Origin of the sequence: Paenibacillus sp. FSL k6-2145, assembly GCF_037976585.1 — a bacterium.
Lineage (GTDB): Bacteria > Bacillota > Bacilli > Paenibacillales > Paenibacillaceae > Paenibacillus.
This window is the reverse complement of the sequence record NZ_CP150267.1, coordinates 2,878,750-2,902,872: the sequence shown is the minus strand read 5'-3', so window position 1 is coordinate 2,902,872 and position 24,123 is coordinate 2,878,750. Positions and strand designations below refer to the sequence as shown.

The following is a 24,123-nucleotide window of genomic DNA, read 5'->3' as shown; positions in this document are numbered from 1 at the left end:
TCAGGATACACCCACCGCTTCTTTCCCTGCTCCCACAATCTCGGGACGCTCGGCGGAACCGGATTGGTAAATACTGCGCACAATCTCATCCGTGTTGATCTCAATAATCTGAATATCGGTAATATCGGCTTGTCCAACGACACGTCCGAGTACATCCGAAACGTTCAGTTCCAGCGGAATCCATACGGATGCGGACAATTCATTCTCAACCGTCCAACGTACAGGCAAAGCAGCAGTCCATTCCTGCATCTGACTAATATTGTGAGCTGAACCAAACTTGAAGCGGATCTCCCGCTCCTTACCCCACTGGGACTTGAGATGATCCAGACCTCCATCATAAATGATGTTGCCTGCATCAAGCATGATGACCCGGGAACACAGTGCCTCAATGTCCTGCAAATCGTGGGTTGTGAGCAGAATGGTCGTTCCATGCTCCTTGTTCATGTCTTTCAAGAAATCCCGAATTTCCGACTTCACCACAATATCCAAACCAATAGTTGGCTCGTCCAGGAAAACAATACTCGGGTTGTGCAACAATGCTGCCACTAACTCGCAGCGCATACGCTGACCAAGACTGAGCTTCCGCACCGGACGGCTTAACAGGTCCTGCAGCTGCAATCGCTCAACCAGTTCATCCAGCCGTTTACGGAAATCGACCTCTCCTACACGATATACTTTACGCAATAAATGGAAGGATTCGATAACGCCAATGTCCCACCACAATTGACTGCGCTGACCAAAAACAACACCAATATTCTGTACAAACTTCTCACGTTCCTGATACGGAACATATCCACCAACCGATATTTGCCCTGAAGTAGGCACCAAAATGCCGGTCAACATCTTGATCGTTGTTGATTTACCGGCACCGTTCTCCCCAATATATCCGCATATTTCGCCCTGCGGAATCTGAAATGAAATATCATTTACAGCCAATACCTCCTGGTATTGACGTGCAAACAGGTCCTGGAACGCGCCCTTCAGCCCACCTCGGCTTTTCTGGACGCTAAACGACTTGCGCAAATCTTTGACATCAATCGCCAGCATGATTATACCTCACTTGGATTTTGTTGAAATTGCTTGTAGCCCAAAAAGAAATTATAATGGTATCAGTCAAAATTCAGCAAGCTTTAAAATAGTCTGGAGCTGCGTCCTGCCCTGTATGTTGGGAAAAGACGTGTACGGAAAGCTTCGACTACATCTTACTTGAATACTCGAACTCGTTTTTTTATTTCATCTCAAATACAAAGGAGAGCTAGCATGACCAGAAAGACGAAGAGAACCATATGGATATCTCTTGCCGCCTTCGTGTTAATTATTGGAGGAGCAGCGGCATATTATTTCGGTTCTATTCTCAATCAGTTGGACGGTTTGGCAAAGGACGGCGACGATTCACCATTTGCAGGCATCGAAAATGTGGAGAAAGTAAATACTCCTGACCCACCCAAATGGGAAGGCACAGAAACGGTAAATATTCTCGTTATGGGTGTCGATGCACGTGGATTGAAAAAAGGTGAAGTTCCTCGCTCCGACAGCATGATGGTTGTATCGCTCGACCCACTTACCAAAAAAATCAATCTGTTCTCCATTCTGCGCGACACTTACGTCAATATTGACGGATATGGCAAGGAGCGGATCAACACCGCTATCACCCATGGTCCTAATGCAGCGATGCAAGCTGCCGGCGACCTGCTCGGCATTCCTGTACAGTATTATGTGTATACGGATTTCCAGGGATTCATCAAATTGGTGGATGCCGTTGGCGGTGTTGATTTTGATGTGGAGAAAGACATGCACTATACAAGTAAAGCAGACAATAACGAATACGATATTGATCTCAAAAAAGGATATCAGCATTTGGATGGCGAGACAGCGCTCATGTACGTTCGTTTCCGTCATGATGCGATGTCGGATTTCGCTCGGTCCGAGCGTCAGCGTGAGTTGCTGAAAGCTGTAACAGCGAAAATGCAGTCAACCACTACCATTGCCAAACTGCCTGCCATTCTGGAACAGGTTAATCCTTACGTAGATACAAATCTGACACTCTCCGACATGTGGAAGCTGGGTGGACTTGGATACCAGAGCAGCATGAACGGCAGTGAGCAAATTCCGCCAATGAACCTGCTGAAAGAAGAACGTACAGCAGGCGGTGCGCAAGTATTGACGGTTACCAACGAAGAGAAATTGAAGCAGCATATTCAGGATATTATTCACCCGCCTGCTACAACGGATGATAGTACGACCAGCACCGAAGATAAAACAGCCAGTGGTGACGATCAGAAGTCAGAGCAACCGGCTCAGTAATCTAAACATGCAGAGGGCAGCCATTCGCTGCCCTCTCGTTGTGCCCGGCTATACTATTATGAGAAAATCATCATATCTTTCTGTGGCTTGTACCTTTATCATATTATGCATTACGAAAGGAAGTTATCTTATGAATACATCACGTTCCCGATCCGAACTTTTATACGCAGAAGCACTTGAACATATTGTAGGAGGTGTTAACAGCCCTTCACGGTCGTTTAAAGCCGTTGGTGGCGGTGCACCTGTATTTATGAAAAAAGCCCAAGGGGCCCACTTCTGGGATGTCGATGACAACCGTTATATTGATTATCTGGCCGCTTACGGTCCGATTGTTACAGGACATGCCCACCCTCATATTACGCAGGCCATTACAGAAGCGGCAGCAAATGGTGTACTTTACGGTACCCCAACAGAGCTTGAGATCAAGCTTGCCAAAATGCTGAAGGAAGCCATTCCTTCCATGGATAAAGTGCGCTTTGTAAACTCCGGTACGGAGGCGGTCATGACTACGATTCGGGTCGCTCGTGCCTACACCAAACGCAATAAGATTGTAAAATTCGCCGGATGTTACCACGGTCACTCGGATCTGGTGCTTGTGGCTGCCGGTTCTGGCCCTTCTACGCTCGGAATTCCTGACAGTGCGGGAGTTCCAGCCAGTATTGCACAAGAAGTCATTACTGTGCCTTACAATGATCTGGAAGCCCTGAAGGATGCTTTGGAGCGCTGGGGTGATGATGTTGCCGCAGTCATGGTTGAGCCGATCGTTGGGAACTTCGGTATGGTTATGCCGGAGCCTGGCTTCCTGGAAGGCCTCTGTGCCATGACACGGGCTAACGGCTCATTGGTGATCTATGACGAAGTCATTACGGCTTTCCGTTTCCATTACGGTTCTACTCAGACGTATGTCGGACTCGATAATCATGCGGAGATTGAACCGGATCTGACGGCTCTTGGTAAAATTATTGGTGGGGGCCTGCCAATCGGTGCTTACGGTGGACGCAAACACGTTATGGAGCAGGTTGCCCCACTCGGACCGGCTTATCAGGCGGGAACGATGGCTGGTAACCCTGCATCCATCTCAGCTGGTATCGCATGTCTGGAGGTCCTGCAAGGCGAGGGTGTATACGAAGAGATGGAACGTCTTGCTATCGACCTGACGGCAGGTCTGCAAGCTTCTGCTGACCGTCATGGAATTGCACTGACGATCAACCGGATCCGCGGTGCGTTCTCCACCCATTTCTGTGACCATCCGGTTACGAATTATGATCATGCTCAAGACACGGATGGAGAGCTGTTTGCTTCCTTCTTCCGTCACATGCTGAACCGTGGCATTAACCTGGCTCCATCCAAATATGAGGCTTGGTTCCTGACCACGGCCCATACAGACGAGGATGTTCAGGCTACATTGGAAGCCGCAGAAGCTTCCTTCAAGGCGATGGCTCAGGAATAAATCGGATTATTCCCATTCACAATATAGCGTACAAGCTGTATGGTCGATGGATTAACAACTCATGGAAAAGGCGTCCAACAAGTGATCAACTTGTGTGGACGCCTTTTGTTATATACGGACAGTGGTGAGTGGTCACATACGGCTAGATAGATGCTATGTGCAACATCTATATGCATTTTATTGTAATGGCCTAGCTGTTATAGGTTTGTCTTTATCTCTGACTAATCTGAAGTTTCAAAATTTCCTCCCGGATCTTCTGTATCCCTTCCTCGATTCGCTGCTTCGGCACATTGGAGATGTTCAAGCGCAGCATCTGATCCTGATGCGCCTGATATGTTCCCTCCGGATAATACCGTTCTGTCGTATCAACGATGACTCCGTGCTTTTGAAGCCGGGACAGCAGAACACGAAGCGGCATATCACCCGCCAAAGGCAATACGGTATGCTCCCCACCTGTTCGAGGAGCGTCCATAAACGGAGCAAAGTCTGGATATGTGTCCAGTTGCTCATGCACCGTGTGCATCCGGGCAGCATAGCGGTTACGAATCACTTTCCTGTGATGAGCAAACATTCCGCTGTGGACATAGATCTCCAGCGCAGCTTGAGACAGAACGGAAGTGTCGATATCGAGCATTTTTTTGTAAGCCCCAAAAGATTGAATTAGTGGTGAGGGCAGAACAGCTACACCAATGCGCAGACCTGGAAACAAAATTTTGGAGTAACTCTTCAGATAGATGACCCGGCCTTCGGTATCATAGGACCATAACGGGTCCTGTTTCGTATTGTCCTCCAGATCAGCCAGATAATCGTCCTCCACCAGATAGACATCGTACCGCTGTGCAAGCCGGATCAGTTTCTTTTTCTCAGCAACAGTCAACGATGTGCCAATCGGATTGTGAAAGCGCGGCATGACATAGAAAAACTTGATATCTTCCTCAGCGAACTGACGTTCAAGCGATGCCCAGTCCAGCCCATCCAGGGCACGTCTCACACCGGCAATCGGCACATTTAATCCACTCAGTAGCGAGGGCATATTGTGATAGGTCGGTAGTTCAAGCAGTACTTTTCTCTTTCCATTAGGAAAAGGCATCAATGCAAGAACAGCCAGTGCCTGTTGCACACCTGATGTGATAAAGAACTGCTCCGTTCTCGCAAACACCTGATAATCCGCAAACTGCTTCTGCAACAGCATGATAAGCGAAGGTAATCCCTGATCCGTGCCATACATAAATAACTCTGCCTGTTTCTTCTCCATCGCCTGATCCACACAATGACGAAAGTCTGCATAAGGGAACACCCTTGGATCGGGAGCAGCTGAAGCAAAGTCCAACGCTCCCTGCCAGTCCATGTCCTGAGCACCTGTCCCGTTCTGAACGGCATAATAGCCAGATTGAGGTATGGCGTACACCAAATGCCGTTGCTCCAGCCACTCATATGCACGAATCGCTGTACTTATACTGCATTGATATTGTTCTGCTACAACTCGAACGGCTGGAAGACGGATGCCCTTATCTGCCCACTGGCGACGATCCTGCTGCTGCATCTGTTCCTGAATCCATTGCTTTAATGCTTCGGCAATCACTTCGTATTTTTTCACGCACCCATCCCTCTCCCACAATTGTACCGATACAGTTAAACCTTTTATCTATTGTAGCACGATGCACCCGGCAGTATATTGAATAAGTCCAGCACATGCCTCAAACCTGACATAATTCAGGATAATGAAAGATAAAGCGCTATGACTACTGTATTGGAGGAGCATTTATGAACACAACACACACTCGGGGATACGCTTATATCGCAGCTGTATTGTACGCAGCTATTATCGGTCTATCTTTTTTATTTGTTAAAATGACCGTCACTGTTGCACATCCAATTGATGTCCTTGCCCACCGATTCGCCCTGTCGCTGATCGTTGTTAGCATTCCTGTCATTTTTGGCTGGATCAAAATCCGACTGAGCCTTCGTGATCTGTGGCGAATCATTCCACTGGGGCTGTTATCTCCCGTCTTATTTTTTGCCTTTCAAGCCTTTGGGCTTGTATCTTCCAACTCATCGGAAGCCGGTATTATTCAGGCCATGGCCCCTGTATTCACACTCGTTCTCGCTTCAGTCTTCCTGAAGGAACGCACATCCACGATGCAGAAGCTGTTCCTGCTTCTGTCTGTTGCTGGAGTGGTCTTTATTTTCATAATGCAAGGAAGCGGCATGTCTATAGGTAACCTGAAGGGCATTGCATTATTGCTGTTATCCACGGTCTGTTTTGCAGGGTATGGTGTGCTTGCAAGACCATTAACCCAGAAGTACAAACCAATGGAATTAACATGGGTCACACTGATGGTTGGCTGTATTGTATTCAACGCCGCTTCCCTGATCCGACATGCGTCCAGCGGTTCCATGATGGACTACATCAAACCGCTTGGAGATACATCCTATCTGGGTGCGCTCGCTTATCTGGCGATCCTCTCCACCATGATCTCTACCCTGCTTGCGAGCTATGCCCTGACCCATCTGGAGGCTTCGCAAATGAGTGTATTCAGCAATCTGTCCACGCTCATCTCCATCGTAGGAGGTGCATGGATACTGCATGAACCAGTGGGTAGCTACCACTATATTGGTGCATTGTTGATTATTGCTGGTGTGCTTGGCACCAATATGAGCGGTCGCAAACATAGGCTGGTCACTGGGATCAAGTCAGATTCCCCATATTGAGACAGCGATGAAGTTGGTTCGCCGGTTCAACGAGTTATACGCTGCCATCCTCCCCGAACCCCGCATTTTGACTGGAGAGCGGCCCTGGAAACGATGTTAGAGGTAAGAGAAGCCATGGGTATTCGTTATTTTGACTGACAGTATGAAGCGCTCCAATCCCGTTAACACTGCTGAGGACAGTCTATCGGGAAAAGGAGACCCCTCAGCATGAAACGAACACAACCTTCTTTTTTACAAGCTATGATGTTGATCATGTTGTCCGTTGGCTTGATCAGCCATGTTCTGATTATTCCTGCCCTTTTGGCTGCGGCCAAAAGGGATTCTTGGATTTCCGTCCTGCTATCAGCCGGACCATTTCTGATATTTGCGCTAATGCTCGCTTATGTCTCTCGTTTCCTCCAGCATCAAACCCTGCATGAATGGTTAACATCCCGTCTCGGCAAGCCCATTGGCATGTTATTTCGAGTTGGGAACAGTCTCTTTTTTCTGAGCGTAATCTATTTCACCCTGCACGATACCACGACTTGGGCCAAAACAAATTACCTGACAGAAACGCCAATTCTGGTAACCAGTATTGCCCTCATGTCTCTCTGTGCCTATGGGGCATATAAAGGCATCCGCTCACTGGCATTTACGGCAGGATTGATCCTTCCACTGGTGGTACTGCTGGGCTTCTATGTTGCAATTGTGAACACTCAATACAAGGATTACAGTCGTCTCCTGCCTGTGTTAGAACATGGCTGGCATCCGGTGCTGAATGGCATGATTTACAGTCTTGCAGGCATGTTTGAACTGCTGTTCATCTGGTATATCCAGCCTCATCTCACTAAACGTATACGTGTATGGCAGTATCTGATGCTCGCACTCATTCTTGTGGGACTAACAGTCGGCCCACTCATCGGGGCGATTGTGGAATTCGATCCTTTTGAGGCTGCCAAAATGCGATATCCCGCCTTTGAAGAATGGCGAATTGCCTCCTTGGGCAAGTACATCGCCCAGACCGACTTCTTTTCCATCTACCAGTGGCTCGCAGGCTCGTTCACCCGGATTAGTCTCGCCATGTATATTGTAGTAGAAATATGGAATATTAAGAGCTCTACCAGAAGGCTTATCAGTTGTATCTCGTTAGGTGTCTTCTTTATTCTAACCATGTTGTATCCTCTGGATGATATGACCTTCGAAAAGCTTCTGGTCGAATACATATTTCCGTTCAATCTCGTGTATCTGAGCGGACTTGCGATTATCGCGACGACGGTTGCCTTTATCCATTCACGCCATCAGAGGAGGAAACATCATGGAGCATCAAGCGATTGACACCACGTCCCATGAAACACTGCTTGCCTCTTTGAAAGAGCAGTTCAATCCATGTGCAGATGTCGTTATTCAGACCTTTCCTGTTAAAGACGAATCTGATCAACCCGTAATTCTGCTTTATTGCGACGGTCTCGTCGACGGTAAACAAATTAACCAATTTATTATTCCCCGTCTGGAACAGCACTCCCTGATCATAGAGGAATCACATCCTAAAGAACTGGGATTAACATTGAATCCGTTGGATGACCTCACAGATACTAACAAGCTTAATATGTTGATTTTTAGTGGACAACTACTGATCATTTTTGGTAATGGTGTGCAGGCCTGCAGTCTGGATATCGCTGATATCCCGGGACGCAGTCCAGAAGAATCAGCCATTGAAACATCAGTTAAAGGCCCGCGCGATGGATTCACCGAAGAACTCACTACCAACGTGGCCCTTATTCGCAAACGAATGAAAACATCTTCGATGTGTTATGAGAAATATGTCAAAGGTGGTCGTACCCAAACTGCCATTGGACTTCTATATGTAAAAGATATTATTAATCCAGACATTCTGAAAGAAGCACAACACAATCTGGATCAGATTGAGATTGACGGCATTCTGGGTACCTCAATCATGGAGCGAGCTGTCATGGGAGGGATTCGGAGTATTTTTCCACTCACAGATAATACTGAACGTCCTGATTTTGTCGTCGATTCCCTGTTAAATGGACGTTTTGCCGTTCTCATTGAAGGTTCTCCTGTGGCGGTCATCGCACCAACTACACTTTTCAATCAGTTGAAGTCCCCGGAAGACAAAAGCACACCTTTTTTCATAGTTACCTTCGAACGGATTTTGCGTATTTCCGGTCTGCTGATTGCCTGTTTCTTCCCAGCCTTCTACATCGGCCTGACCAGTTTCAATGTGGAACAGATTCCGCTACCTCTCTTGGCTACAATTGCTGGTACTAGAATGGGCCTGCCCATGCCGGTGACGCTGGAAGCCTTTTTAATGATTTTTATGTTCGAGCTATTTAACGAAGCCGGTCGGCGGTTACCACGTGCGTTAGGGCAGACGGTCAGCGTGGTCGGCGGACTTATCATCGGGGATGCAGCCATTCGTGCCGGGATTACATCGCCCACCATCATAGTTACGGTAGCGATCTCAGTCATCTCCAGCTATATTCTCGTGAATACCGTGCTCAGCGGGGCTACTGCACAAATTCGTATCGGAATGCTCATTATTTCTTCGATCCTTGGATTATTTGGATTTATGATCGGACTGTTCGCTCTGTTGGTACACCTCGTATCGTTGGAGTGTTATGGCGTATCCTATCTGTCACCCGTATCTCCCTACATTCCAGGAGACTTCACTCAGGCCGTATCCATGCCCCCTTCCATGAAAAAAAACAAGCGTCCAGAAGCACTTCACACCCAAGATTCCACTCGCTGGAGAAAACGGTCATGACCAGATGGATGTCCATGAGTGGCCTACTTGCGGGGTGCTTGATCCTGCTAACGGGATGCTGGGATTCCAAAGAGGTGCAAAGTATTAACTTCATCACGGCCATTGGAATAGACTATGTGGACAACCAATATATTGCGTATGCCCAGTTGATTGACTTCTCCAGTATTGCAAAACAGGAAACGCCAACTTCCCGGGAAACAAGGGATATCTGGATTGGACGGGGCGAAGGTTCAACACTGAGCATGGCTATTAACGACTTGTATGAAACGTCACAGCAGCAAACGCTCTGGACTCATGTTAAAGCCATTGTTTTATCGAAAAATGCTCTGGAAGGGAAGCTGGAGGATATATTTAATACGTTGCTGCATTCAGGTCAACTGAGATATACACCCTGGATTTACGCGACAGAGCAGAACATTCCGGATGTGCTCTCCCCATCTGCGCTGCTGAACCAATCTGCCCAGACGATTGAGTTATTCGAGCCCATGAGGCTATACAAACAGCATTCCGGTTTCGAACCTATCCGGCTCCATCAGCTTCTCGATGGACTACGGGAGCCGGCTTCCGTCGTTCTTTTACCCTCGGTATCAACGAGAAACGAGACCTGGTTCAACGGCGATAAAACACCCCCCCTTGTTAGAATGGATGGGTTTTATGTCATTTCCAATGGCAAAAGTCAGGGTAGAGTTGCAGGAGCAGACACAGATGGTACAAGATACGTAAAATATGAGCGTGTTCATCAATATCCATTGTACGTGTATGGAAATGGTGGGAAGACTCCTGATCTAACCCTGATGCTTCGTCATCCCAAGACTAGAATCAAGGCAAGGAAACAAGGAGACGGCGTCACATTCGATCTGGTTACCTCGGTCAAAAGCTCCATCACCGAAGATCATGGGGCTCCTCGGTCTCCACATGCCATGGAACAGGAAGCGGAGAAACAAATCGAATCCCAAATCCGAGATACGTTCGAAAAAACCAAGTCACGCAAGATTGATTCCTATGGTCTTGTGGAACACTTATATCGCCACAACCTTCCCTTATGGAAACAGGAAGTCTACAACCGGGCGGATCCACTCAAACGTTTTAAGCTTGGAAAAGTGGAGGTTCACGTCGATATCCTAAATGCGAGTACGTATAAATACAGCGAATAAATGAAGCAAAAGAAGCCCCGTACCAGCATTGGATGAAAGGTTACGGGGCTTCTTACCATCTCCAACTATGCTGTCGATTGGGGAAGTTATCCTAATGGATACGCCATGACACTCATCAAAGCCAATTCAGGCTGGGTCGTGTCCAAACGACTGTACTGGACGATAACGGGGATGTTGCTTGAAACCGTAATCGCATAAGGTACGCCCGGTAGAATAGACTGCTCCCCGGATCGTAGCGATGCAGTGCGAATATGCTTTGTCCTTCTCGCTGGCACTTCAGCGACCATACCTTCGAGTGGTTCTCTGTCTTCAAAATAAATCGTGATGTGCAGCTCCGCATCCGTGGCACTGGTGTTCAGTACACAGATGCTCTCATGACTCTCCAATGTGCCCCGGCTCTCCGGGGGAATGTAACCATCTGGAATGACCCAGTAGGTGTGACCTGTAGCTGCTGAAACATTCTTACGGGCAGATGTGCCTGATTCTGTCTGGTCAGGTGTCATTGAAATACATCCTCCTTTTTTGCGATTGCAATTTAGGTTAAAAATCCGTGGGCTCGCGCGGCAGTCGCTTCGAAGGGCGGATCGGGCTACAGGCCGCTGTTGAATCGGGATTTCTATTCATTCCCCCTCAGCAGGGGAAATCCCGCTCCAAAGGCGGACGCTTCGCTCCCTCTACCCGATTCCGCCCTCCTCCGCTGCTACGCTCGCCTGTTTTTTAAAAGATTATTGCCTTCGCTATTCGCTGGGCAACTTTTGCTGGCTCGTTACTTTGTTTAACTCGCTACAGCTTTTAAACCCTGAATAGCTCGCAGGGCAGTCGCTTCGGCGGGCGGATCGGGCTGTGGGCCGCTGTTGGCTCGGGATTTCTATTCATTTCCCCTCAGCAGGGGAAATCCCGCTCCAAAGGCGGACGCTTCGCTCCCTCTACCCGATTCCGCCCTCCTCCGCTGCTACGCTCGCCTGTTTTTTAAAAGATTATTGCCTTCGCTCTTTCGCTGGGCAACTTTTGCTGGCTCGTTACTTTGTTTAACTCGCTACAGCTTTTAAACCCTGAATAGCTCGCGGGGCAGCCGCTTTGGCGGGCGGATCGGGCTACAGGCCGCTGTTGGCTCGGGATTTCTATTCATTCCCCCTCAGCAGGGGAAATCCCGCTCCAAAGGCGGACGCTTCGCTCCCTCTACCCGATTCCGCCCTCCTCCGCTGCTACGCTCGCCTGTTTTTTAAAAGATTATTGCCTTCGCTCTTTCGCTGGGCAACTTTTGCTGGCTCGTTATTTAATTAACTCGCTTAATTATTAAGGGCATGAACCTACCGCAGATACATCTGCAGCGGCTGCAATTGCAACTCGCGGATGGCTTCTGCCACCTGCTGGGCAAGGCGGCGGGCGCCGCGTTCCTGAAAATGCGTGTTATCCTCCACGCCTGAGGGGAAGTTCACATACTCGCCTGGCAGCACCCACATAAAGTCGTCCTTGGTGCCTTCTACGCCTGCCTGCTCAAACAGAAGACGGCTGCGCTCAGCCAGATCGATCAGCGGAACATCTTCCTCTTCCGCCAACTCACGCACGGCGATGATATAATCGCCATGTGTATCGGTCAATGTGCCATCTTCCGCAAAATAGCGACGATGCACCGGGGTGATGAGCACCGGACGAGCCTTGGCTTCGCGTGCAACGTCGATATACTTTTTCAAATATTCCTTATATGTTGTGAATGGGTCCGTCCCTCGTTCAGGGTCCGGCTTCTCATCGTTATGTCCAAATTGAATAAACAGAAAATCTTCAGGCTTGATTCGCTCCAGAATGGAGCTGAGTCTGCCTTCATTAATAAAACTGCGGGAACTTCGGCCTGACTTGGCGTGATTATCCACTGCCACATCATGTTTGAACTGTGCTGGAAATAATTGACCCCAACCACAATACGGATATCCACTTTCCGGCTGATCCGTTACGGTAGAATCCCCAGCAAGAAATACAGTCATGGTCTGATTCGCAAGAGTAATCTCCAAAGCATTAATTCTTGGTGCAGGACCGGAGAATGACAGACGAAGTCTGCCGCCGCGAACAACAACAGAGAATCTAACCTCTGCGTATTGTCCGGGAAGTGTGCGAATGGTTGGCAGTACAAGTCTACCCTCACCAGCTTTCACGCGGGTCACTGTCTCAGCCAATTCATCACCTGCAACGAGTAATACTTGGTAGGTTCCGTCGGGAACATCCACGATGAACGATGCTTTGAGCGGAATACAGAAGCCTGAACGCAATCGGGCAGACATGGTTGTCTGCCCCGGATTGATATGATGTTGTTTCGTGGGATCCGACACATCGTCATCACGAATGCGTTGTTTCTCATACACCAGAGATCCTGCCTCGAATCCGTATCCTCCGCGTTCCTCATATGCGGTTGTTGCAGTTACTTTCAGATAATCCCCTGTCTCATCTACTCTTCCCGAGTCCGGTCCAAAGTTAAACTTCCAGCTGGTCACGGACACTGCCTGGCCCTCTGCCGCTGCCTCCATGGCAACGGCCTGACTACCCTGAGCTTTATTCAAAAGCGATAACCTCCTTGGTTAACTTTCGTAAACGTTCATTCGGGCGAAGATACGAAGATACAGTAATCTGGCTTATCCTTTCAATCCGCTGGTGCTCATCCCTTGAACAATTTGTTTCTGGAAGATGAAGAACACAGCTACAACCGGAACCAGACTGACGATGGACATGGCAAACATTGCGCCCCAGTTGGAAGCAGATTCACTATCGAGGAACATTTTCAGTGCCATCGACACGGTGTATTTATCAGGCGAGTTCAGGTACAATACCGGACCGAGCAGATCCTCCCATCTCCAGTAGAAGGAGAAGATGGCTGCAGTCGCCAGAGAAGACTTGATCAGCGGCATAATAATCTGGATATACAATCTAAACTTGTTACATCCATCGATGGTTGCAGCCTCATCCAGTTCCTTCGGAATCGTTCGAATGAACTGTACCATCAGGAAGATGAAGAATGGCATTCCGAAGAATGTAGGTACAACGATTGGCAAGATAGTATTCAGCCAGCCGAGCTTCGTGAAAATGATGTACTGAGGAACCAATACCACGTCATGTGGCAACATCAGTGTTAACATCATCAAGGAGAACCAGAACGTGCGTCCCTTGAAATTCAGTCTGGCAAAACCAAAAGCGATCAGCGATGACGATATTACGGCACCGATCGTGGAAATAACCACGATTACAAGTGAGTTGGTGATGTAATCCATAAACGGTCTTCCAGCTGTGCCTTTCCAGCCATCCACATAGTTGCTCCAGATCCACTCCGCAGGAAACAGGGTATCCGCAGTGACGAATATCGTACGGCTTTCCTTGAATGAACTGAATAGCATCCATAGGACGGGATAGAGCATCAGGAGGGCAAGAGCTGCAACGAACAGGTGATAAACGGGCCATTTTACATTTCTCCAAACCATCGTTACTTCCCTCCTTCAGATTCGTAGAACACCCAATACTTGGATGTCAGGAAGACAGCTACCGTGAGTATACCAATCATGATGAGCATGACCCAAGCCATTGCCGAAGCATAACCCATGTTGTTAAACATAAACGCCTGACGGAACAGATACAGGGAATACAACATCGTACCGTCCATTGGACCACCTTCGCCTTTGGAGATAATATAGGCAGGTACAAACGTCATGAATGCTCCAATCGTCTGCATAATCATATTGAACAGGACGATCGGGCTAAGCAGTGGCAAGGTGATGCTGAAAAATTTCCGTATAGGATTCGCCCCATCCACACCTGCTGCCTCGTACATCTCAGTAGGGATATTTTTGAGACCAGCCAGGAAGATCAGCATGGACGAACCAAACTGCCACACAGACAGTGAGATGAGCATAACCAGAGACGCATTTGGGTCACCAAACCAGCTTATAGGCCCGATCCCAATTGCCGTTAGAGCACTGTTGATAACACCCTCATTACTGAAGAGGTTACGCCACATAATGGATACGGCCACACTACCACCGATAATGGATGGCAGGTAATACAGCGTCCGGTACGTTCCAATCATACGAGAGCCAGTGTTTAGGACCATCGCTACGAAGAGGGCAAAGATCAACCTTAACGGTACCCCAATGAATACATACAGAAACGTCACTTTGACCGAGTTCCAATATTTCGGGTCATCAAAAAACATTTTGGTGTAGTTATCAAGCCCAATCCACCGCGGAGAAGTGAACAAGTTATAACTCGTGAACGACATATATAAGGACACAAACATGGGGATGAGTGTGAAGCCCAGGAATCCAATAATAAACGGGCTTATGAACGCATATCCAGTTAAGTTTCTACGTAACGACGAATACTGCCTCAATGGAACGAACCTCCTTCATGGATCAGCTTGCTCCCTCATCCTGGCTTCGGTCATCTGGACGGGGAAAGGCCCTCGCATTTGCGAGTAGCCGCATTCCCGACCATCCCTGAAGTGGGACGAGCAAGCCATCATTCAACTGTTATTTATTGTTCGCAAGTACAGATTCGGCGTTCTTGCGGAATGTTTCTGCTGCCTGTTCAGGTGTAATTTTGCCAAAGTTCAACTCTTCAACCACATCTGCCAGAGCAGAGATTACTTCAGGTGAACCAACCGGTGGCGGAGAACTCATCGGTGAAGCTTTTGGCTCCATGGCTGCTACGAATTCAAAGACTTGTTTCGTTGCGTCACTCAGCTCAGGTGCGATAGCTTCTTTGATTGCTCCTGAGATTGGCACACCACGCTCACCTTTGATCAGTTTGTTGGCTTCCACGTCATTCACCCAGAAATCAATGAATTTAGCCGCTTCTTCCTTCACTTTGGAGTTGGACGTTACACCCCAATACATACTTGGTTGCATATATAGCCCTTTTTCCATATCCGGTCCTGGCATTGGAGCGATTTCGAGTGGACGGTTCGCTACCTGTTGCAAGGCTACGAACTGGTTGGACCATTGCCATACGCCGATTCCTTTTTCCTTCACGAGATCTGATTCCTCAATAATGCCTTTGGTTTGGTTGGCTACATCCGGCGTAGGTGCTGCACCTTGCTCGATCATGCGGCGCATAAGTCCGAAGAACTCCACAAACAATTGGTCATCATCATAACCAAGGCCAGTTCCTTCTGCATTGTAAAGCGAATGTCCTTTGGTACGCAGGAAGTAATGGAAGAAGATATCCGGAGCTACCCCTCCATCCAAATACAGGCCTTTCTCTGCGGCTTGTTTACCCAGTGCTTCGTATGATTCCCATGTCATATTTTCAGGCATAGCTTCCGCTCCCGCTTTTTTAAGCAAAGCAGGGTCATATTGGAAGCCCAGAACGTTAACACCGGCAGGTACACCGTATTGTTTACCGTTAATTACACCTGTGCTAATAACGTTCTCGGACACATCGTCCACTTTGATCTGATTGCCCAGATAAGGCGCTAGATCCTCAAGCTGACCATTCTGTGCATATTGGCTGATGTAGGAAATATCCATCTGAACGATGTCAGGCAACTGATTTGCAGCTGCTTGTGGCGCGAGCTTTTTCCAGTAGTCATCAAATGAAGCATATTCCACGTCGATTTTGACATTCGGGTTTTTCGATTTGTACAGGTCGATGACCTTCTGTGTATATTCATGCCGTGCATCCGAACCCCACCAAGCGATCCGCAGGGTAACCGATCCATCCGATGATCCCTGTTCGCTACCTCCACCTGAACTACACGCCGCTGTAAAAACGAGCAATGCAGCCATCATCAGGAATATTGCCTTTTTCACCATGCCAATCTCCCCTTTTATGTTGATATGGTTGTGTGAACGAGTTATCTTTTTATTTCTGATAACGCTTTCACAAACTTGTTAATGTCATTTTCGCAAATGTACGACCAGAGTTGAATACACAAAACCGTCTTGTTGGTTCAAAAAACAGAGGAGGACAACAGCCTCCTCTCGGCGCTGTTCGTCCTCCCCAGACATGAATTACACGATTGATAGTCCATTGTTATATGCCGATCCTGCGGAATTCCGTAGGTGTCATACCGGTCCACTTTTTGAACACCTGACTGAAATATTGTGAATTCCCGCCGAATCCGAACAATTCAGCAAGCTCGAACACTTTCACATCCCCGCCTCTGCGAATATGGTCACATGCGCGTTCAATGCGCAGACGATTTACGTAGTTGGAGAAATTCTCGCCTGTGACTTTTTTGAAAATCTTGCCCAGATAATCCGGGTTCATATACAACATCTGATGGGCGACTCCATTGAGCGAGAGATCTGCCTCTCCATAATGACGATCCACGATATCCATCATCTTCTCCACGGCAGAAGACTGTCGACTGATATGGTTTTTGTAATAACCGGAAGTTAATCGGGCGGCACTGCTTGCAACAAAAGACTTCAAACCAGATAACGTATCGATATGCGGCAGTTCTGCCATACGCTGGGTGAATTCCGTTGCCTCCTCAGGCGGACAGACATGGACCATCGCCGAGTACAGCTGCACTACGTAAGAGCGAGTCACTTCAATTTCCAGCTGCTGGCGTGATAATAGATCAAACAGACGATCCACCTCTACCGCTGTTTCTTCGGTATTGCCCGATTTGATCAACTGACACAGTTGCTCGGCATCCTGTTCTACATGCAATCCGTCGCATTCTCCGGCCAGTACCAGATCATTCTTCGTAATCAGCTTGCCTTCACCGATGAAAAAACGATGGTTCAGATACTGCAACGCCTCACGAAACAACCGCCGGGACTGAATCATTCGATCTGCTTCACTCAGCGCAGCGGTCACTTCCAATTTATATAGTCTGGTGAATGCAGCACGAACCTCTTCAATACTTTCTTTCAGTCCGGCCGAATCGGCTGAATCCGCAAGCAGGATGAGGAGTTTGCCTTCAATGGTTGTGCTTAACAGGACATGCGGGAGCAGGTCACTGGCTATGTTTTTGATCGCAAATAAGTGACTGTAATCATGTTCATCTACAATTCGGAACAGCAGTAACCGAACTGCGTTCTCTTCAAGCTCCAGATCAAACAGCTCCTGATAATACTCCAGATCAACCGGCCCATAGGTGCGGTTGGTCATGAACTCCAGCAGAAATTGCTCCTTCACATGTGGAAGGACACGCTGCAATCGCTGTTTCATCTCACCGGCAACATGCTCCCTCACCTGAGCATCCTGATGTTCCTGCAACAGTTCAGTTAACGCATCATGGATCTGATTCTCGTTGCAGGGTTTGAGCAAATAATGCTTCACGCCATATTGCATCGCTCTGCGAGCATATTCGAACTCCTTGTAGCCGGATAACATAATGAAACGTACTCCCGGGTATGCTTCAGATGCCTTCTCTATGAGTCCGAGACCATCCAGACCTGGCATGGAAATATCCGTAATGATAATATCGGGTCTCGACTGCCCAATTTTGTCCAATGCTTCGATCCCGTTCCTCGCCGTACCCACTAATTCCGTACCTGCCGCGGCCCAATCGACCACTTGGGAAATCCCCTCCAGAATGACACGTTCATCATCTACGAGCATCACTTTGTACATCGTCATCGTCCTCTCTGATCCAAGGTATGCTGATCGATACTACAGTTCCTGATCCGGGCTTGCTGCTCATCACCATTCCACCTTCATCGCCGAAGGTCAGTCTGATTCGTTCCTGGATGTTAGATAACCCAATGCCCTGTCCTCTTGTCTGAATACGTCCTTCGTGTAGTTCTTCCAGGAATTCCGGTGTCATCCCCGGACCGTCGTCCTCGACTTCAATAATCACCTTATCTCCATCTGCTCTCGCCCGAATACGAATCCGGCAAGGGTCAATGCTTGGTTCGAGTGCATAATGTATGGCGTTCTCCACCAAAGGCTGTAATGTTAACTTCGGTATCCGCGCCGTTCCTACCTCCGGTGCAATTTCCATGTCGAAATCCAGTCTTTCCTCAAAACGCGTGCGCTGAATCGTCACGTAACTGCGGACAATGTCCAGCTCTCTTTCCAGCGTGATCCACTTCTCGGACATATTCACAGAGCTACGCAGCAGAAATCCGAGAGCCTCAACCATTTCCGAGATCTGTCGTTGCTTCTGTACTTTAGCCAGCCAGTTAATGGATTCCAGCGTGTTGTATAGAAAATGTGGATTAATCTGCGCCTGAAGCGCTTTCAACTCAGTCTCACGAATCACCAGTTGCTTGGCATAATTCTCATCAATCAATTCACGTATTCTTTGAAGCATCATCTTGAATGTGCGATGTAGCAGCCCAACCTCGTTCTGTGGAGATATCGGAATATTGCCGAGGGCAGCCTCCTCCAGTTTATCCAGATCGCCTTTTTCGATATTACGCATCTTTTTGATCAACTGCGCAATCGGATGGGTAATACTGCGAGAGAATCTCGCTCCAATAATAAGCGCCGCCAGAAAAATCATAATGAAGATCACCGTGACCAACTGTTTGACAAACTGGATCTTTTTAAACATCTGGTCAAACGGGGTTGTGTACAAATAGGTCCAATCCGTATAGGAAGAATGAGCACGAGCTACAAAGTGCCTCCCCTGCTCCAACATGGTAATTCCATAGGGCTGGGTGCGCTTCAGCTCAGACTCAATCTCGGCTTCACTGACCGACGATTCTGTTGGATAGATCACTTCTTTTCCATCGGTAATGAGTAATTGGGAGTCCTCAGCCGGTTCTTGCATCTGATCCTGTACAATTCGGTCCAGCCGTACCCGGATGATCAGTGTGCCGAGGTCCTCCAATGTAAATGCTCCGCCAATAAAGGATTTCACCTGTCGGACCGACAAGAGTCGGGACTGTTTATCCCCACTGGTATGCCAGGCATTGGAGCCGGAATATTGCTGTCCCAGTGCAACCAGTTCCTTTTGCTTCGACTCCGAAATTCCCTCCCGATTGCCTGCGGCCATAACGTTATTATCATTATCGATAAATAGCATGGAATAGACGTATTTTTCGGAACCGGCATAAGCGACTAACCTGTTGGTAATTTTTTTGCGTAATCCATTTTTCTCATAACCCGTTTCTACCTTTTTCAGTTGGAGCAGATATTGCTGTAGCGGCTCGTCCGACATCACCTTGAAGGAGAGATTGGAAATTTCACGAAGTTGATTTTCAATACCTACCGAAGACATATTGAGGACCTGCGAGGATTTCTCATAGATCTGACGGTCATAGATACTGAACACATATCGGAGTACGGACGCATAAAACGTAAAGCTGATTAACATCAAAAGTCCGATGAGAAGAATCGTTTTGTGATGAATCGGCAGTGTTGTGAAAGCGTTCTTAATTTTGTTCATCCTAAGCGCTCCTTTGGCTTGCGAGGGGTGCCTGTCATGCTATAGGTTAGTGGTTTTATTGTAAGTTATTTTCATATTTACACATCCATTGGTCATCTGACAAGATATATTTATGCAACATTTTAAGTCATCAGAGAAGGTATACATCTGTGTCAGTAACTCAAAAAGCACACAAAACAGCCAGAATACCTTGAACAGATCAAGGCATTCTGGCTGTTGAATAACACCATGCTAAAGCATGAGATGCAATTTACGGATTAACAAAAACCGTTTTCAGCTTCGCTACATATTGCACATCAAAGCCAAGACCTTCAGCTACCATGGCAAGGGGTACATATGTTTTGGACTCTTTGCCTACCTTATTCAGGAATGCAGGTGTATCCACGGTAACCGATGCTCCATTGACCTTCACAGCATTGGCACCAATCTTCACAGCAACCTTCCGCTCTCCATATGTAATGGTTGCAGTTGAAGTTTTGTTATCCCATACCGTAGTAGCACCGACCGCATTCACGATGTCTTGAATCGCCACAAAGTTTTTGCCGTTACGGATAATCGGTTTGTACGGTGTATTTAATGTTTTGCCACTCACGATAATATTCATTGGTTCACCTGTGGCAGGTGCAGTCAACTTGGTGTAATCTCCCCAGATCGTTTTGGCAAATACTTCGGCAATGGCCGCATATCCAAATTGGTTCGGGTGGAAATCACGATCTTTGATCATATGTGTCATCGTGCCTTCACCACCAACAAACTCCTTGGCCACGTGTGCGACTTTGACATCGGTACCCTGAGCAGTGAATTGTGCTGCAATGCCATCAATGGTCTGTGTGAAACCTTGGGATGCCTCCATCAGTTTGGCATACAGTGCCTTGCCTGCTACTTCTGGCATCGGTTGATACTGGTCGGCGATGACAATTGTAGCTGTCGGATTAATTTCATGGATATCATTAATCGTTGCACTAACATTAGCTGTGTATGTTGCGAGTAATTCTTTTACCTTGGCTTGCAGTTCCTGATCACTCAGTTTGTCTGCTGTACCGAGAAGCTCAGATACATCATTTCCCCCAATGGTAATTGCAACCAGATTGGCCTGTGCTACACTCTCACGGATTGCAGCAGTATTGGCTCCGATCTGTCCCGCTCTTGGATCAGGAAGACTTGGTTGAATGGCTTCAGAAGTCAGCGTTTTGCCATCCTTAATTGCAGTTGTGAAGTTTTTCAAGCCACTGGTTTTCAATCCGGCAATCCCGTAGTTGTCCACCTGTGTGCGTCCATGCAGCAACCCCTGCTCATGCAAACGTTCTACATAACCATAAGGCAATTCTTTTGTGTTGGGCTCATAACCTACCGTTATGGAATCTCCCAATGTGACGATGCGGAACTCCTTGGTTACGGCTACTGCATCTTTCTTCGCAGTCAGCGAAGCCTCGTTGGTACCGACAGGCAATACAGCGGTCTTGGTGTCAGCAGCATGTGCAGGCAGTGCAGAAGATGTGAAGAGCAGCATTCCTGCCAACATGCTTACCGTTAAACCGGCAGCAGTATTTTCCCATATACGTTTACGCTTCATTCGGGGTAACACTCCTTTTCGTGAATCTATAATTACACTTAATGTACGTGTTCAAAAAGGACGGTTTTCAGTACCGAGAAGATGGGATGAAGCTAGAAATGGAGTAGCGGAGCGTAGGGAAAACTACGTGAGCAACGGACATTTCGGCTGAATTCCATATTCGATGCTGATGATGCCTATTAGGCATCCTTGGTAATCAAAAGCGGACTTTTTGAACTACCTCACTAATGTATAGTACATTGGTCATTCCAATGACATTGAGTCGTGTTACTCTATTCTATCATTTTAAAGTAGTCGCTGTCCTCTCTGCTGGAAGCGCGCATGAAATAACAGACTCCCTGATGGGGAGTCTGTTATTGGTGAAGCACAGCTATAACGTTCAGTGAATAGTTAAGATTGCGGCTTATTCGAGTCCTCAGCATTCGAATCACCCGTGTCGCTCTCCGGTTTATTCCCGGTAGCTCGCTCCAGATATCGATCATAACGATCATCCAATTCGCGTGCCATCTTCCGGTACTTTAACGTTTCCTCGACAATTGGATCACGTTCCGTCTGGATTCGCACTTCATACTTGGGAGGAATCAGCTGGCGTTCACGCTGATCGGTGTCGCCGGACTCTTCCATGTCCCCTTCCGTCAGCATATCACTGAGCCGTCGTTCCAGTTCTTTGGATTCATCCATTGTTTTCGCTCCTTTAATTAAAGTCATACATGCGTTAACCATACTATTGGACGTCCACTTCGTTTCTTCTGATGCTTTCTATCCCCTCCGTTAATGTACAATTAAAAGTAATTAAAGCATCGATAAGTTGAATAGACTCACTCCAGACCAGTAGCTTTCGCTTCCTTCAGCACATCCGTCAGTGCATCATGGATTTTGCCATTGCTGGCAACGACATGATTCACAGACAGTTGATAAGGTGTTCCGATGGTATCCGTCACCTTGCCGCCTGATTCTTCAACCAGCAGCGCACCTGCGGCAATATCCCACGGTTTCAATCCAACTTCGGTGTAGGCGCTGAGACGTCCTGCTGCAACATACGCCAGATGAAGGGCGGCAGATCCGCCTGCACGCAAGTTACGAACTTGCGGAGCAAGAGCCTGCACAGCTGCCATATTCAGTGGCAACGCAAACGTTGTGTCTGCCGGGAATCCAACCGCAATCAGGCTTTGAGCCAATTCCTGTTCACCAGATACAAGCATCCGGTTTCCGTGAACGTAAGCCCCTTTCCCCTTTTCCGCAACAAACATTTCATCACGGGAAGGGTCGTAGATCACGCCGACAATGACTTCACCATTGTGAGCCAATGCAATGGACACCGAATAAAACGGGAATCCGTGTACAAAGTTCGTCGTTCCATCCACAGGATCAACAATCCACAAGAACTCTTCTTCCTCGGCCTCTTTCAGTGCTTTTGCCGAAGCTTCCGGTCCCGGTTCGACGCCTTCTTCACCCAGAATGGCATGGTGGGGAAAATGCGTGAGAATCAGGCGGCGGATCATCTGCTCCGCTCCTTTATCCACTTCGGTCACCAGATCCTGGGGTGAATATTTCGTTCCAGGTTCGGTTACCGTCCCAAGACGGCTTTTGATCCATTCGCCAGCTTTGGAAGCGGCATTAATGGCAACGGCAGTATAGCTTTTGCTTGTCACGACATAAGGTATCTTTTCCTTCTCATTCAAAGCGTTCACTCTACTTTCTATATCAATCTACGAAAAGTTGAAATACTTGTTAAAAGTATACGCCCCACAGGTCGTAAAGTTTCTCGTTGCCCAGGCCCCTTTTGGCACTACGGATGAATGATGACGGTAGACTCGTCCACCCATTCCACACCTTCTTCGTGATAGAATGCTAGCTTCTGCATCAGTTGCACAAGTGCCTCATCTTTGCGTTTGGCTTCAATCATCACGTCAAGCCTCGGGGTGTCTGCCGCGATGTGACGCAAGAAGTCGAGCACAGGCTCTACCTCCACACCATCGGCATGACCTCGCAGATCCTTCTCACTCTTTGGACTGGAGACATGGATTTTGGGTGGCAATGGCTGATCAGCCGGTGAATCTGCCTGCGCGAGCGGTGAATCCCAGGTTTTCAGGATATCAGGCCACAGATCCCATGGCTGTTCTCCTTCGTTGTTCACCCACTGGTGATGAATATCCAGCACCATGGGCAATCCCAAGCGCTGGCACACGGCTAGTGTCTCAGGCGCATTGAACGTTTTGTCATCATTTTCGAGTGTGAGCCGCTCCTGAATGTCCCGATCCAGCTTCAAAAAGTTTTCTTCAAAACGAAGCGCCGCCGAAGGCTTGTCCCCGTATGCACCACCAATATGTATATTGTTCTTGGCAGTGGCATTCAGTCCCATGGCATCCAGCATCCGAACATGATGACGAAGGTCGCGAATCGAGTTGTGCAGAACTTGCTCGCGGGGGGTACTAAGTACGGTAAAATGATCCGGATGAAAGGACACACGCATATGATTTTCCTTCACAAAATCACCAATGGCCGCAAAGTCCTGCTTCAGTGCCGGGAACGGGTCCCAGTCATTCAGGTCCTCGTGTGTTGCCAGTGGAATCAATTTGGAAGAGAAGCGATATACATGAATATGGCTACCCTTGTTGTGCCTGAGCAAACGTAATGTATTGTGCAGGTTCTCGGCTGCAATCCGTTCAAGCTTGCGGATCGCTGCTTCCCTGTCATCGATTTTGTTAAAACTCGACATGGTCATGGTCCGGGAAGGCGAGGCGTTCTCTATAAGCACGGACATTGCCACGTAACCAAAGCGTACGAGCATGAATCTCTTCCTCTCTATTAGGGCGGAGAACCCGCACGGCATCTTCA

Annotated in this window: 19 protein-coding genes; 6 read left to right on the top strand and 13 right to left on the bottom strand. The window is 48.0% G+C overall.

Translation table 11 applies throughout. The features are described from left to right. Positions 1–1,047, bottom strand: a complete 1,047-nt coding sequence (locus NZ043_RS12950; RefSeq protein WP_036614079.1) for an ABC transporter ATP-binding protein — start codon at positions 1,045–1,047, stop codon at positions 1–3. Positions 1,048–1,260: 213 nt separating this feature from the next. Between NZ043_RS12950 and NZ043_RS12945 the strand changes: the two genes are divergently transcribed. Then, positions 1,261–2,304: an LCP family protein gene (locus NZ043_RS12945; protein ID WP_047841428.1), complete on the top strand. Its 1,044-nt coding sequence runs from the start codon at positions 1,261–1,263 to the stop codon at positions 2,302–2,304. Positions 2,305–2,434: 130 nt separating this feature from the next. Next, positions 2,435–3,754: a glutamate-1-semialdehyde 2,1-aminomutase gene (locus NZ043_RS12940; RefSeq protein ID WP_091039057.1), complete on the top strand. Its 1,320-nt coding sequence runs from the start codon at positions 2,435–2,437 to the stop codon at positions 3,752–3,754. A gap of 211 nt (positions 3,755–3,965) precedes the next feature. On the opposite strand, the gene NZ043_RS12935 is transcribed toward NZ043_RS12940, so the two are convergent. Next, positions 3,966–5,351, bottom strand: coding sequence for a PLP-dependent aminotransferase family protein (locus tag NZ043_RS12935; protein WP_133387487.1), 1,386 nt, complete (start codon positions 5,349–5,351; stop codon positions 3,966–3,968). Between the two features lie 167 nt (positions 5,352–5,518). Here NZ043_RS12935 and NZ043_RS12930 point away from each other — a divergent pair, with 167 nt between their 5' ends. The 4 genes from NZ043_RS12930 (at position 5,519) to NZ043_RS12915 (ending at position 10,384) form a co-directional block, all read left to right on the top strand. Then, a complete protein-coding gene (locus NZ043_RS12930; RefSeq protein ID WP_133387486.1) occupies positions 5,519–6,466 on the top strand; it encodes a DMT family transporter in 948 nt (315 codons plus the stop codon). Between the two features lie 207 nt (positions 6,467–6,673). Then, positions 6,674–7,780, top strand: coding sequence for an endospore germination permease (locus NZ043_RS12925; RefSeq protein WP_133387485.1), 1,107 nt, complete (start codon positions 6,674–6,676; stop codon positions 7,778–7,780). Beyond that, a complete protein-coding gene (locus NZ043_RS12920; RefSeq protein WP_339312089.1) occupies positions 7,761–9,230 on the top strand; it encodes a spore germination protein in 1,470 nt (489 codons plus the stop codon). Before NZ043_RS12925 ends, NZ043_RS12920 begins: the two co-directional genes overlap by 20 nt. After that, positions 9,227–10,384: a Ger(x)C family spore germination protein gene (locus NZ043_RS12915; protein ID WP_339312087.1), complete on the top strand. Its 1,158-nt coding sequence runs from the start codon at positions 9,227–9,229 to the stop codon at positions 10,382–10,384. Before NZ043_RS12920 ends, NZ043_RS12915 begins: the two co-directional genes overlap by 4 nt. A gap of 86 nt (positions 10,385–10,470) precedes the next feature. On the opposite strand, the gene NZ043_RS12910 is transcribed toward NZ043_RS12915, so the two are convergent. From NZ043_RS12910 to uvsE, 11 genes are all read right to left on the bottom strand, one after another. Next, positions 10,471–10,887, bottom strand: a complete 417-nt coding sequence (locus tag NZ043_RS12910; protein WP_339312085.1) for a sensory rhodopsin transducer — start codon at positions 10,885–10,887, stop codon at positions 10,471–10,473. Positions 10,888–11,694: 807 nt separating this feature from the next. After that, positions 11,695–12,936: a rhamnogalacturonan acetylesterase gene (locus NZ043_RS12905; RefSeq protein WP_339312083.1), complete on the bottom strand. Its 1,242-nt coding sequence runs from the start codon at positions 12,934–12,936 to the stop codon at positions 11,695–11,697. A 72-nt stretch (positions 12,937–13,008) separates the two neighbouring features. Continuing rightward, a complete protein-coding gene (locus tag NZ043_RS12900; RefSeq protein WP_091039044.1) occupies positions 13,009–13,848 on the bottom strand; it encodes a carbohydrate ABC transporter permease in 840 nt (279 codons plus the stop codon). Between the two features lie 2 nt (positions 13,849–13,850). Next, positions 13,851–14,753, bottom strand: coding sequence for a sugar ABC transporter permease (locus tag NZ043_RS12895; RefSeq protein ID WP_091039042.1), 903 nt, complete (start codon positions 14,751–14,753; stop codon positions 13,851–13,853). Positions 14,754–14,892: 139 nt separating this feature from the next. Then, positions 14,893–16,176 (bottom strand): sugar ABC transporter substrate-binding protein, encoded by a 1,284-nt coding sequence (locus NZ043_RS12890; RefSeq protein WP_091039041.1) that lies wholly within the window; start codon positions 16,174–16,176, stop codon positions 14,893–14,895. Between the two features lie 220 nt (positions 16,177–16,396). After that, positions 16,397–17,950 carry a response regulator gene (locus NZ043_RS12885; RefSeq protein ID WP_289391098.1) on the bottom strand — a complete coding sequence of 518 codons (1,554 nt, stop codon included), beginning with the start codon at positions 17,948–17,950 and terminating at the stop codon, positions 16,397–16,399. Beyond that, positions 17,925–19,712 carry a histidine kinase gene (locus NZ043_RS12880; RefSeq protein WP_339312080.1) on the bottom strand — a complete coding sequence of 596 codons (1,788 nt, stop codon included), beginning with the start codon at positions 19,710–19,712 and terminating at the stop codon, positions 17,925–17,927. The genes NZ043_RS12885 and NZ043_RS12880 overlap by 26 nt, the downstream gene beginning before the upstream one ends. Positions 19,713–19,962: 250 nt before the next feature. Further along, the gene (locus NZ043_RS12875; protein ID WP_339312078.1) at positions 19,963–21,285 is read right to left on the bottom strand and encodes a stalk domain-containing protein; all 1,323 of its coding nucleotides are present in this window, start codon (positions 21,283–21,285) and stop codon (positions 19,963–19,965) included. 390 nt (positions 21,286–21,675) lie between these two features. Beyond that, the gene (locus NZ043_RS12870) at positions 21,676–21,966 is read right to left on the bottom strand and encodes a hypothetical protein (protein ID WP_339312076.1); all 291 of its coding nucleotides are present in this window, start codon (positions 21,964–21,966) and stop codon (positions 21,676–21,678) included. Between the two features lie 137 nt (positions 21,967–22,103). Continuing rightward, positions 22,104–22,976, bottom strand: a complete 873-nt coding sequence (locus NZ043_RS12865; RefSeq protein WP_339312074.1) for an inositol monophosphatase family protein — start codon at positions 22,974–22,976, stop codon at positions 22,104–22,106. A 98-nt stretch (positions 22,977–23,074) separates the two neighbouring features. After that, complete coding sequence (gene uvsE / locus NZ043_RS12860) at positions 23,075–24,076, bottom strand: UV DNA damage repair endonuclease UvsE (RefSeq protein WP_289391096.1); 1,002 nt, start codon at positions 24,074–24,076, stop codon at positions 23,075–23,077. Positions 24,077–24,123: the final 47 nt, after the last annotated feature.